At 71.1% G+C, this 12,333-nt stretch carries 11 protein-coding genes; 1 reads left to right on the forward strand and 10 read right to left on the reverse strand.

The window, feature by feature from the left end; genetic code table 11:
* Window positions 1-2: 2 nt before the first annotated feature.
* The 8 genes from mraY to dinB form a co-directional block, all read right to left on the reverse strand.
* Window positions 3-1,088, reverse strand: coding sequence for a phospho-N-acetylmuramoyl-pentapeptide-transferase (gene mraY, locus BQ9890_RS05740; RefSeq protein ID WP_075890042.1), 1,086 nt, complete (start codon window positions 1,086-1,088; stop codon window positions 3-5).
* Window positions 1,085-2,485 carry a UDP-N-acetylmuramoyl-tripeptide--D-alanyl-D-alanine ligase gene (locus BQ9890_RS05745; RefSeq protein WP_075890044.1) on the reverse strand — a complete coding sequence of 467 codons (1,401 nt, stop codon included), beginning with the start codon at window positions 2,483-2,485 and terminating at the stop codon, window positions 1,085-1,087. The genes mraY and BQ9890_RS05745 overlap by 4 nt, the downstream gene beginning before the upstream one ends.
* A gap of 47 nt (window positions 2,486-2,532) precedes the next feature.
* Complete coding sequence (locus tag BQ9890_RS05750) at window positions 2,533-4,302, reverse strand: peptidoglycan D,D-transpeptidase FtsI family protein (RefSeq protein WP_230297840.1); 1,770 nt, start codon at window positions 4,300-4,302, stop codon at window positions 2,533-2,535.
* The gene (locus BQ9890_RS05755; protein ID WP_075890048.1) at window positions 4,299-4,694 is read right to left on the reverse strand and encodes a cell division protein FtsL; all 396 of its coding nucleotides are present in this window, start codon (window positions 4,692-4,694) and stop codon (window positions 4,299-4,301) included. The genes BQ9890_RS05750 and BQ9890_RS05755 overlap by 4 nt, the downstream gene beginning before the upstream one ends.
* A complete protein-coding gene (rsmH, locus tag BQ9890_RS05760) occupies window positions 4,691-5,644 on the reverse strand; it encodes a 16S rRNA (cytosine(1402)-N(4))-methyltransferase RsmH (protein WP_075892796.1) in 954 nt (317 codons plus the stop codon). Before rsmH ends, BQ9890_RS05755 begins: the two co-directional genes overlap by 4 nt.
* A gap of 240 nt (window positions 5,645-5,884) precedes the next feature.
* A complete protein-coding gene (gene mraZ / locus BQ9890_RS05765; protein ID WP_075890051.1) occupies window positions 5,885-6,316 on the reverse strand; it encodes a division/cell wall cluster transcriptional repressor MraZ in 432 nt (143 codons plus the stop codon).
* 657 nt (window positions 6,317-6,973) lie between these two features.
* A complete protein-coding gene (locus BQ9890_RS05770; RefSeq protein ID WP_075890053.1) occupies window positions 6,974-7,384 on the reverse strand; it encodes a DUF3040 domain-containing protein in 411 nt (136 codons plus the stop codon).
* Between the two features lie 74 nt (window positions 7,385-7,458).
* Window positions 7,459-8,676 (reverse strand): DNA polymerase IV, encoded by a 1,218-nt coding sequence (gene dinB, locus BQ9890_RS05775; RefSeq protein WP_075890055.1) that lies wholly within the window; start codon window positions 8,674-8,676, stop codon window positions 7,459-7,461.
* Between the two features lie 191 nt (window positions 8,677-8,867).
* On the opposite strand from dinB, the gene BQ9890_RS05780 reads away from it, so the two are divergent.
* The gene (locus tag BQ9890_RS05780) at window positions 8,868-9,716 is read left to right on the forward strand and encodes a spermidine synthase (protein ID WP_075890057.1); all 849 of its coding nucleotides are present in this window, start codon (window positions 8,868-8,870) and stop codon (window positions 9,714-9,716) included.
* Here BQ9890_RS05780 and BQ9890_RS05785 read toward each other — a convergent pair.
* Together BQ9890_RS05785 and BQ9890_RS05790 are read right to left on the reverse strand one after the other, a co-directional pair.
* Window positions 9,695-10,957 (reverse strand): MFS transporter, encoded by a 1,263-nt coding sequence (locus BQ9890_RS05785; protein ID WP_195907632.1) that lies wholly within the window; start codon window positions 10,955-10,957, stop codon window positions 9,695-9,697. The genes BQ9890_RS05780 and BQ9890_RS05785 overlap by 22 nt on opposite strands.
* A 135-nt stretch (window positions 10,958-11,092) precedes the next feature.
* On the reverse strand, window positions 11,093-12,232 hold the full coding sequence (locus tag BQ9890_RS05790) for a PAC2 family protein (RefSeq protein WP_075890061.1): 1,140 nt from the start codon (window positions 12,230-12,232) through the stop codon (window positions 11,093-11,095).
* Window positions 12,233-12,333: the final 101 nt, after the last annotated feature.

The following is a 12,333-nucleotide window of genomic DNA, read 5'->3' on the forward strand; positions in this document are numbered from 1 at the left end:
GTTCACAGGTGTGATGCCCACTCCGCGTAGAAGAGCCCGACGCCGGTGATCGCGAAGAGCGCGGCGATCAACCAGAACCGGACGACGATGGTGATCTCCTTCCACCCCTTCAGTTCGAAGTGGTGGTGGAGCGGGGCCATGCGGAAGACGCGCTTGTGCGTGGCCTTGAAGACCCCGATCTGGATGACGTCGGACATCGTGATCACCACGAACATCCCGCCGATGACGACCGCGATGAACTCCGTGTTGGTGAGGATGGTGAGGCCCGCGAAGGCACCGCCCAGGGCCAGTGAACCCGTGTCGCCCATGAAGATCTGGGCCGGTGACGCGTTCCACCAGAGGAAGCCCGCCAGGGCCCCGACGACGCCTGCGGAGAAGATCGCGAGGCCCAGCGGGTCACGGGTCGGGTAGCAGGCGGCGACGTTGACGGTGGACCCCCAGCAGGACTGGATGTTCTGGAACACCGTGATCATCGTGTAGGCGCCGAAGACGAAGATCGAGCAGCCCGTGGCGAGACCGTCCAGACCGTCCGTGAGGTTGACCGCGTTGGACCAGGCGGCGACGAGGAAGTTCGCCCAGAGGACGAAGAGCACGGCGCCGACACCCACGCCCGCGAAGGCCAGGCTCGCCACGGTGGGACGGAAGACCGAGATCTCCATGAACCCCGGGGTGACCCCGTGGCGGTCCGGACGCAGGAGCGCACCGGCCGCGAAGAGGGAACCGACCAGGAGCTGACCGACGATCTTCGCACCCGGGTGGAGGCCGAGCGACCTCTCCTTGCGGATCTTGATGCCGTCGTCGAGGAGGCCGATGGCCCCGAGTCCGACGAAGAGGAAGACGAGCAGCGTCGAGGACCAGTCCGGGGTGGACCCGATGGCCAGGTACCCCACCAGCCAGGCCACCACTGCGGCGAGGATGAACACGACCCCGCCCATGGTCGGTGTGCCGCGCTTGGCGAGGTGCTGGGTGGGTCCGTCCTGCCGGATGAACTGCCCGAAGTGGTGGGCGACGAGGAAGCGTATGAAGACGGGCGTGAGGCCCATGGAGAGCACGAGGCCCACCGCGAAGGAGACGATGACTCCGATCACTGCGGGTCCCCCTGTCCTGTCAGGGCATCAGCCGTGCGCCACACACCCGAGTCGTTCGATCCCTTCACCAGGACCACGTCACCGTCGTGCAGGACACCCCGCACCAGGGCGGTGGCCTCCTCCGCGGTCGCAGCGTGCTCGGTGACTGCGTGGCCGGCCAGGGGCTCCAGCAGTGCGCCCGCCCCCTGCCCGACGGCGACGACCACGTCCGTGCCGAGGCTCGCGGCGAACTCACCGACCTGGCGGTGCAGGGCCGGGGAGGTGTCCCCGAGCTCGAGCATCTCACCCAGGACCGCGACGGTGCGGCGCCCGTGGGCCAGGGAGGCCAGCGCCTCGAGCGCCGCCCGCACGGAGTCGGGGTTGGCGTTGTAGGCATCGTCGATGACCGTCACCGGGTGCCCGTCGACCCGGACCTCCGAGACCGCCATGCGGTGGGGGGACAGGGCGGTCGCCCCGCTCAAGGACTCCGCGATGTCGGCGGTGCCCAGGCCGAGGACGCGGCACACGGTGGCGGCGGCCAGGGCGTTGTGGACGTGGTGGGCGCCCACCAGCCCGAGGTCGACGTGGGCCCGACCCTCGCCGGTCACCAGGGTGAAGGAGGGGTGGTCGTCCGCGTCGACGCTGATGTCCAGGGCGTGGACGTCCGCCGGGACGCCCTCGTCGACGGAGAAGCGCACGACAGGACCCTTCGCGTGCGACCCCATGGCGGAGACCAGGTCGTCGTCGGCGTTGAGGACCGTGGTCGCTCCCGGGACCTCCCCGTCGACCAGCTCGACCTTGGCGCGGGCGAGGCCCTCGCGGGACCCGAAGCCACCCAGGTGCGCGCTGCCGACCCGGAGCTCGACGGCGACGTCAGGGGCGGCGATGCCGGTGAGGTAGGTGAGGTTGCCGGGAGCCGATGCCCCCATCTCCAGGACCAGGTAGCGCGTGGAGAGGTCCGCCCTGAGCACGGTCAGGGGTGTCCCTACCTCGTTGTTGAAGGAGCGCAGGGGTGCGACGGTCGGTGCGTGCGCAGCGAGGACCTGGGCGAGGAGGTCCTTCGTGGTGGTCTTCCCGACCGAACCGGTGATGGCGACGACGGTGATCCCGGTGCGGGAACGCAGGTCCTCGAGGTGGGCGTGCGCGAGGTCCCCCAGGGCCCGCGTGGAGTCACCCACCACCACCTGGGTGAGGTCTGCTCCGTCGACGGGGTGCTCGACGAGGGCACAGACGGCACCGGCCTCGGCAGCAGCACGCGTGAAGGCATGCCCGTCCGTGGTCTCGCCGCGGCGGGCCACGTAGAGGGATCCGGGGAGCGCCTCACGTGAGTCGGTCACCACGGGACCCGTGACCTCCACGTCCGGGCCGACCAGTCGTCCTGAGACGGCACTGGCAACCCAACTGGCGTGCCTGTCCATCGTCCTCCCTCCGGGAACCACGGGGGTCCCCTGTCCTGCCTCCACCGTCACTCCCCGGGGGTGTTCGGGTAGAGGTCCGCGGCCCCTGTCGAGGCCGGGATTCCGAGGTTGCGCACGGCCTGCGTGACGACCTCGCCGAAGAGTGGTGCCGCCGAGTCCGACGACAGCCATCCGACCTTGGGATTGTAGAGCACCACGGCCACGGCCAGCCGAGGCGCGTCGGCCGGGACGATGCCTGCGACCGTGGACACAGTTCCACCCGTGATCTCCGCCGTTCCGGTCTTCACGGCGAGGCGGTAGCCGTCCACCTTCGCCATCTGTCCGGTCCCCTCATCGGTGTCGACGGTGGACTCCATCATGCGCAGCAGGTGGGAGGCCGTTTCCGAGGACATGGCCTGGACGGGTTCCACGGCGTCGGGCTGGTGGACCGTGCCATCGGCCAGGGTCCAGGACTCGACGAGCCTCGGTGGCATGCGCACGCCCCCGTTGCCGATGGTCGCCATGAGCCCGGCCTCCTGCAGGGCGGTCATCATGTAGGACTGGCCGAACATCGAGACGTAGCGGTCGCGTCCCACCCACAGGTCCGGGGTGCGCACGAGCCCCGCGGACTCACCCGCCAGCTCGATGCCGGTGGTCTCCCCCAGGCCCAGTGCCCGCATCATGTCGTAGCGGTCCTGGTCCGTGACGGTCTCCCCGACCAGGACGGTCCCGGTGTTGGAGGACTCGGCCAGGATGCCGGTCGTGGTCATCTTCTGGGTCTCGTGCTCGTGGAAGTCCGTGATCGGAAGTGTCTCCCCGGGGATGTCCAGGGCGTAGGGCACCGTGAACACCGACGTGGGGGTGACCGTCCCCTTCTCCAGGGCGGTCGCCATGGTGACGACCTTGCCCACGGACCCGGGCTCGAAGGCGTACTGCACCGAGCGCACCGTCTGGGGGGCCGCATTGTCCGGTGACACGGAGTCGGAGTCGGCCATGACCAGGACCTGCCCGGTGGCGACATCCGTGATGACCACTGCACCCCAGTCCGCCTGGTGCTGCTGCACGCGGGCGTCGAGGACCTCCTGGACGCTGTGCTGGAGGTCTGCGTGGAGGGTGGTGGTCACCGTGGCGCCGTCCTCGGGCTCCTGGGTCGTCTGCTTGCCCCCCGGCATGACGGCCCCGTTGGGAGCGATCTCGAAGGCCTCCTTGCCCGGGGTCCCCTGGAGCAGGTCGTCAAAGGTCGCCTCCAGACCGGAGCTGCCCGTCCCCTCCTCGTTCACGGTCCCGATCAGGGGGGCGGCGGTGTTGTCATTGGGGTACTCACGTTGGAAGACGGACTCCCATTCGACCCCGTAGATGCCGAGCTCCCGGATCTTGCGGTAGGTGACGGCGTCGACGTTCTTCTTGAGGTACACGTAGGTGCCGTCGCCGATCATCCGCCCGCCCAGTTCGACGGGGTCCATCCCCAGCAGCGGTGCCAGCTGGCGTGCGGCCTCGGCGGGGCCCTTGCCCACCAGGACCGACCGCGTCGTGCCGTCGGCCTGCTCCTGGTCCTCGTAGTGGCGCCACTTGCGCACGTTCACCTGGTTGATGGCGATGTGGTAGGTCTGCACCGAGTCCGCCAGCACCAGTCCGGTGGCATCCATGATGGACCCCCGCTTGGCGGCGACCTCGGAGACCGAGGTGCGCACCGTCTGACCCTGCTCCGCCAGGGACGGACCCCGGACGATCTGGACATAGAACAGGCGTGTCACGCACAGGACGAGCAGCAGCGTGGAGATCACCAGGATCCAGCGGGCACGTCGTGCCGAGGTCATGCCGGCTCCCCCTCTGCTCATTGTGCCGGTTGTCCGCCCTCGACACTACCGCCCGAGAGGGAGATGAAGCCGGTGGCACCCGCGGGCACCATTCCCTGGGCGCGCGCCGCCTTCTCCAGGGAGATGGGCGAGGCGATCTCCTGGAGCTGGGTCTGGAGCGTCCAGGACTGCGCCTCCAGGGCGTTGAGCTTGAGCTGCTGGTCGCGGATCGCGAAGGAGGTCTCCGCCATCTGCGTGTTGATGACCATGGGCGCGATGATCGCCGCCACCAGCACGAGGAGGGCGACGAGGACCAGCGGCACGAGGGAACGGCGGGGGTCCCGCCCCTCCACGACGCGGAGGTCGGGGCGGGTGGTCTCACGGAGGCGTTCCGGCCTGGAGGCGGGTCGGGTCCGTGCAGCAGCTGTGCTCATGATCGGTTCCTCCAGGGTGAGACGATCTCCACACCCCGCAGCCTCACGGAGGCGGAGCGGGGATTGCGGACGAGTTCGGCTTGGTCGGCTCGACCCGCACCGCGGGTCAGGAGTCGGAGCGGGGCGTCGGTGTGGTCGGGCATGACGGGCAGTCCCGGGGGTGTGGTGTCCCGGCTGCCCTCCCGGAAGACGGCCTTGACGATGCGGTCCTCCAGGGACTGGTAGGACTCCACGACCACGCGGCCCCCCACCCGCACCGAGGTGAGTGCGCGGGGCAGGGCGTCCTCGAGGATGTGCAGCTCGTCGTTGACGGCCACGCGCAACGCCTGGAAGGTCCGCTTGGACGGGTTCCCCCCGGTGCGCCTCGCCGGGGCCGGGATCGCGCGGCGGACCAGGTCCGCCAGCTGGGAGGTGCGGGTCAGCGGGGCGGTCCCGCGCTCGGCGACGACGAGACGCGCGATACGTTGCGCGAAGCGTTCCTCGCCGTAGGTGCGCAGGATGCGGGTCAACTCGTGCTCGTCGGCGGTGGCGAGCAGCTCGGAGGCGGGGATCCCACTGGTGGGGTCCATGCGCATGTCGAGCGGGGCGTCGTGGGCGTAGGAGAACCCACGCTCCTCGTCGTCGAGCTGGAGACTGGAGACCCCGAGGTCCATGAGGACGCCGTCGACCAGGCCGTCGGTGCCGTGCTCCGCCGCGACCTCGTCGATGTGGTCATAGGTGGTGTTCACCGCCGTGAAGCGCCCAGCGAACGGGGCCAGGCGCGCCGAGGCGAGGGTGATCGCCTCGGGGTCGCGGTCGATGCCGACCACGTGCAGGTCGGGGAAGCGGGTGAGGGCTCCCTCGGTGTGTCCGCCCATCCCGAGGGTCGCGTCGACGAGCACCGCACCGGGGTGTGAGACGGCAGGGGCGAGCATGGCCAGGCACTCCTCCAGGAGCACCGGGACGTGCAGGTCGGCCGCGCGTCGGAGGCCGCCCTCGTGGGTGGGGCCCTGGTGTGGGGATCCCTGTTCGACGTCGTACGGGTCCGAGGGTCCGCCCTCGTACGCGTCCCCGGTCGCTCCGCTCCCTGCCACCTGCCCACCCCCTCTCGTGCCCGTCCCGGCCTCCCGTGCACGGACCGGGGTCCCCCACCGTGATCTGCCATCGGGGAAGTGATGTCAGAGCAGCGGGCGGAGACCTCGGCCCATGCCTCAGAACATGCCGGGGATGATCTCTTCTGCGGTGTTGGAGAACACGTCCTCCTGGACGGCGAGGTACTCGCGCCAGGCGACCGCGTCCCAGATCTCGGCGCGGGACCCGGCGCCGATGACGGCGAGTTCCTTGCCCAGTCCTGCGTAGGTGCGCAGGTCCGCGGGGACGACGATGCGTCCCTGCTTGTCGGGGACCTCCTTGTAGGCGCCCGAGAGCATCACACGGACCCAGTCGCGCGCCTGTTTGGAGGACAGGGGTGCGCGGCGGAGCTCCACCGTCATGGACTCGAACTCCTGGGCCGGGAACGCGTAGATGCAGCGCTCCTGACCACGGGTGAGGACGATGCCGCCCTCCATGTCGTCACGGAAACGGGCGGGCAGGATGACACGTCCCTTCTCGTCGAGCTTCGGCTCGTACGTCCCGAGGAACATGTCTCACCGCCTTCCCCTCCGTGACACGTGGCCCCACTTTACCCCACTTCCCTCCCCAGATCGCTGGGAAAGTGCTGGGGATGCTCGGCGTGTCGACCCTGGTTCCGCGAAATCCTGCGGTTCGTGGAAGGTGGTGGAAGGTGGAGGGAAAATCGCGTCCGATCCCTCCCGACGATCGACGAGGGCGGGGCCGGGGTTCCCCGCCAGGTGGGGTTCCCTGGAGGTCCCGACGCACGGACGGGTGACCGAAACACTCCTGAGCTGGGCGGACACCCGGGATCCGCGCGCGACGGTGCGCACGGTGGAGCGGAGTGGAGGTCGGGCGTGGAGGGATGTGGAGCGCGGTGTGGAGCAGGGTGCAAGTGCCTGGTGGTGCGGCCCGGATGCGCCCGGTGGCACGACGTGGAGGTGCCCGGTGGCGCGAAGTGGAGCTGCCCGGTGGCGCGGAGTGGAGATGCCCCGTGGCACGAAGTGGAGATGCCGGGTGGCGCAGCGTCGGAACGCCGGACGCCGAGCGCCACCACGGGCCTACCCGGTCATGCCGAAGGTCGCTGGTGCCCCGTCGCCGGAGGTCCAGGGGCGGGCACCTGGGGACAGGGACCTGGAGAGGACGGGCCGAGCCCGGGCGGTCACGGGCCGTACGTCACCTGAGGACGGTCAGCGGTCCTGTCGTCGGTCCCAGCGTCGTTCCTGGCCGGACATGAACGCGGACCAGCCCTTCGGCTTCTGGGGCTTGCCGGCGGCTCCGGGCGCCTGTGCCCGACCCTGTCCGGGGTCCGTGTGGAGGGCCAGGAGGACTCCCCCGACCATCATCGCGAAACCGACGACTCCCAGCGCGATGGCCCAGACGATCTGGCCCACGGAGACACCTGCGAGGACGACTCCGAGGCCCGCGAGCGCGAGCACGGAACCCGCGGCCAGGCGGCGCGGATTGAGCCGACCCGGGGCAGCAGGGGTGTCGGAGGGCCGGGCCTTGGCGGACATGGTCGAGGCGAGGTCCGGATCGGCGCGCCGGAGCTCGGCCTCCATCTGTTCGAGAACCTGTTTCTCGTAGTCGGACAACGCCACCGGGCACCTCCTCAGGGGTCGAAGGGTTGCGTGCCCCCAGTCTACTGTGCAGGTGCCCACCCCCACCATTCCAGTCAGGCATCCTTGTCAAGGAGTGAGGCCGGTCCGACGGCCGATCCACCGAACCGCTCCCGCACGGCATCCATGGCGCGTTCGGCAGCCAGGGGGCGACGGTCTTCGTCGAGGGTGACGGCGACCCCGTCACTGCGCCGTTGGAGGTTCTCGACCCGTACCCCGAGCAGGCGCACTCCACCGGAGGGAATGGACTCCCGGGCGAAGAGCTCCCCGGATGCCCGCGCGACCTCACGGCCGACGTCGGTGGGCGCGGGCAGGGTGAGGGACCGGGTGATGGTGGTGAAGTCGGCTCCCCGGAGTTTGATCGACACCGTCCAGGCCACCATGTCCGCCGCACGCAGTCTGGCGGCGCACTGGTGGGAGGCACGCAGGATGAAGCGCTCCAGGGACGCGCGGTCGACGACGTCCTCGGAGAACGTGGACTCCGTGCCGATCGACTTCTCCTCCCGGCCCGGGGAGACCCGGCGTCTGTCGATGCCCCAGGCGAGGTCGTGGAGGTGGTGGCCCGAGGCCTGCCCCACCAGGCGGACCAGGCGCCGGAGGTCGGTGTGTGCGAGGTCGCCGATGGTCACGATCCCCTCACGGTCGAGGACCTCCCCCGTCCGCCCGCCGACACCCCACAGGGCACCGACCGGCAGTCCGTGGAGGAAGTCCACCGTGGAGTCCGCCGGGACCAGCAGCAGCCCGTCGGGCTTGGCGTGTGAGGAGGCGATCTTCGCGACGCTCTTGGTGGCCGCGATGCCGACCGAGGCGGGGAGTCCGACCTCCTCGCGGATGCGTCGCCTGATCGTGGTCCCGATCTCGACGGGGCCACCCAGTCGGCGGCGCGCCCCCGAGACGTCCAGGAATGCCTCGTCGACGCTGACCTGCTCGAGGTCAGGGGTGATGCTGGCGAGGACTCCCATGACGCGACGCGAGTACTCCCCGTAGACGCCGTGGCGTCCCTGGACGACGCGGGCCTGGGGGCACAGTGCCCGGGCACGTCCTGTCGGCATGCCGGCGCGCACCCCCTTCGCGCGGGCCGGATAGGTCGCGGAGGTGACGACCCCGCGCGGTCCCGTCCCGCCGACGATGAGGGGCCGCCCGGCCAGTGAGGGGTCCTCCGCGATCTCGACCGAGGCGAAGAAGGAGTCCATGTCGACGTGGAGGACATCGGTACCGGAGTCGTCGTGTCCCCAGTCGCGGCGCGCACGGGAGTCCCTCGGCGCGTTCGACATGGCATCCACCCCCTCGCCCAATCGTAGGTGTGCCCGTGTGCGTCGCGCGTCGCACAGGGGACCGCGCAGGGGGCGGCGCCGACCAGGACGGGCACGACCCAGGAGCTGTGCCCGGGCCAGGCCGGGTGCGGGCCCACCGGGGACGGGTGCCCGGGGACCTGTGCCCACCGCACGGCACTACAGTTGCCCCCATGTCCCGACGCACCGTGCCCCGTGGGAGTGAACGCTTCGAGGTCTCCTCCGGCACCGCCACCCTGCGCTGGGACGGGACGAGGGCGACCCTGCTGCTGGACGACGTGGAGTCCTCCAACGTGGACGTCGCCGACCCCACCCACCTCGAGTTCGAGTACATGCAGCACATGGATGCCGCGCTGGACACCCTCCTGCCCTCACCCGCCCCCGTGCGCGCCCTGCACCTGGGAGCCGCGGCCTGTGCGCTGCCCTGGGCCTGGGCCCGCAGCCGCCCGGGCTCGCGCCAGGTCGCGGTCGAGATCGACGAGCTCCTCGCCCGACACGTCCGGGAGTGGTTCGACCTGCCGCGCTCCCCCGAGCTGCGCATCCGTGTCGGGGACGGGCGCGACGTCCTCTCCCGGGCACGACCGGGGGGACTCGACGTCGTCGTCCGCGATGCCTTCGACCACGGGCAGGTCCCCGCGGCACTCGCCACGGTCGAGTCCGCGCGCGAGGCCGCCCGGGCCCTGCGCCCCGGGGGCCTCTACCTGCTCAACTCCCCCCACGGCGGTCCTGTCGACGCCCGTCCCGACGTGTCGGCACTGATGGAGGTCTTCCCCCTGGTCTGCGCCGTGACGGATCCGAAGGTGGGGCGTTCCCAGAGGCGCGGCAATGTCGTCCTCGTCGCCCAGACCCCACCCCAGGAGGGCGGACGCCTCGACCTCGACGAGCTCGACCGGCACCTGCGTCGGCTCCCCCTCCCGGCGCGCGTCCTGCGGGGACGTGCCCTGGAGCGTTGGACTGCGGGGGCACCGGCACCCAGGGACGCCCCGGCTCCCGACCGGTCTCAGCCGGGCGACCCCGCGTGACGGCGTGAGACGGCCCGCGCGCAGAGCACCACGCCCACCAGCCCGGCCAACCAGGTGACGCCCTGCAGGGCCATGGCCACCCGGAAGTCCGCCCACACGTAGTCGCGCCCACTCGAGACGTGGTCCAGCGCCCAACCGATCCCCTGGACCGCCAGGAGTGTCGCGGTGAACCCACCCATGTTGGTGGTCCCGATCGCCGTGCCGAGGCGGTGGCGTGCGGTGTCCTCGCGGACGAAGTCGAACCCGATCGAGGAGGACACCCCGGTGGCGGAGAGCACCACCGCCAGGACCACCGCCGTCCAGGGGGCCGGCGGCACCGTCGGTGCCAGGACCACGGCCCAGGCCAGGCCCGCCAGGAGTGCGCAGATGACGACCCCGGGCACGCGCCACCGGGGCCGGCGCGCCGTGAGGTGCCCGAAGACGGGCCCGAGGGCGATGTTCGCCACGGTGAAGACGACGAGCACACCCGCCGCACCCGACTTGGACATGCCCATCCCCAGCGTCATGAAGGGCACCCCCCACAGCAGCGTGAAGGTCATGGCGGGTCCCGCCCCGGACCAGTGCGTGAAGAACCCCAACCATGCCGAGGGTGAGCCCAGGACCTCCCGCAGGGTCGTGCCGAGGCCTTCGCGTGGCGCGGTCGCAACCGGCGGCTGCGGGGCGGGCGGGTGGACAGGGAGGGGGGTGTCGCCCTCGTCAGCGTCGGTTGCGGGGGGCGGGGGGACGTCGCGGACGAAGGCCAGGACGACGAGGGCGGCGGCGAAGCCCAGTCCCGCCATGACGCCGAAGGCCGTCCCCCACCCGAAGCGGTGGAGGACACCCATGAACGGCACGGCCGAGACCACCTGGCCGAGCAGGCCGAGGATCGAGGTCAGCTGGGTGAGCAGTGGGATCCGGAACGGGTTGAACCAGGAGGGGATCAGCCTGAGGACCGACACGAACGCGGTCGCGTCGCCGACCCCGAGCAGGACCCTCGCGGCGAGGGCGGAGGGGACGTCCTGTGAGAGGGCCATGGCCACCTGGGCGAGGGCGACGAGGAGAGCCCCGCCCCCCAGCATGCGGCGCGGACCCCACCGGTCCAGGGCGAGTCCGACGGGGATCTGTGCGACGCCGTAGACGCCCACCTGCACACTGGAGAAGAGGGCGAGGGTGGCTGCGGGCATGTCGAAGCGCGACATGGCCTCGACACCGGCGACACCCAGCGAGGTCCGCGCGGCGATCGCGCAGACGTAGGCGGCCATGGCGCAGGCCCACACGGTCAGGGCGGTCCGGACAGGTGCCGGGCGCGACGAGGGGGAAGCGGTCATGCGCCCGCACCCGTTGCCGGGCGGAGGAGGTGGCCGAGAGGGGCGGGGATGCGGTGTGCGCTCCCGGGCTCACTCGCCCCTCGGGGTCTCCCAGGGGTCGTCCACGCGGTGGCGGGGACGCCGCGGGGCCTGTCCCGGGTCGTCCGCGTCCCGGTGACGTGAGGCGAGACGGTCGAGGACGTCCTGGACGGAGTCCGCGGACCCGTCCTCGTCGTCCCCGGGGGCGGTGTCGGGGCCTTCCTGGAGGGGGTGCGCCGCTTCGTCGCCCACGACCTCACCCGTACCGCCTCCTGCTCGCCTCGACTGGTTGGCGAGGTAGGCCTCGAGGACGTCGCCGATGTCACGGTCCCCGGAGTCGTCCCACCCACCGTCCGAGATCGTGGGCGAGGTGCCTTCCTCCGCCATGGCATCGTAGTGCCGCTCGAGGGCCTGCACGGTCCGCTCGACCTCGGGGTTGGCCTCGACCAGGGCCGAGACCTGCGCGATGTCCTCGGTGGCACCGCGCTCGAGATCGCCGACGGGCAGGGAGAGGTCACCCAGGTCGGAGAGCTTGCCCAGCAGGGCCGAGGCCGCGCGCGGGTAGGCGTTGTCCGCCATGTAGTACGGCACGGCGGCCAGCAGGGTCGCTCCCTCGATGCCCGTGGTCGAGAGCCTCTCCTGGAGGAAGGCCGACAGGGGCGCGGGGAACTGCATGGTGCCCGACATCTGGGGCTGGTCGGGGACCAGTGCCGGATCGGTGGCCTGGACGTGGACCGGGGTCGGGCGGGTGTGGGGGACGCCGGCGGGGATGCCGTGGATGGAGAAGGAGATCTCCACGCCTGCGTCGTGGGCCAGTTCGGCCACGGTCTGGGTGAAGGTCTCCCACTTCGCGTCGGGCTCGGGACCGTGGAGCAGCAGGACGGGGTGACCCAGGTCGTCGTGGACGAGGTCGAGTGCGATCTCGGGGGTCTCCACACCCGTGGTGACCCAGTCCTCCACCGTCATGACGGGGCGGTGGGAGCGGTAGTCGATGAACTGGTCGGAGTCGAAGGTCGCGACCCTCTCACCGCCCAGGGTGCGCAGCATCTGCATGACCGCGAGCGAGCCGGCAGCGCCGGCGTCCATGGCCCCGTCGAAGTGGGTGAGGAGGATCGGGGCGCGCGCACCCGATGCGGGCCCGGCGACGAAGAGCCCGCCGTGCGGATCCTCGTGGCGTTCGTCCACGGTCATTGCTCCCCCTCCCGGTCCGGGACCGACACCTGCGGTTGCGGTCCTCCTGCGCTGATGCCTCCACGCTACCCGTGTGGTAGTGCGCGGGCGAGGGGGGACCC

Source organism: Actinomyces provencensis, assembly GCF_900155435.1.
In the GTDB taxonomy this organism is placed as follows: Bacteria; Actinomycetota; Actinomycetes; order Actinomycetales; family Actinomycetaceae; genus Pauljensenia; species Pauljensenia provencensis.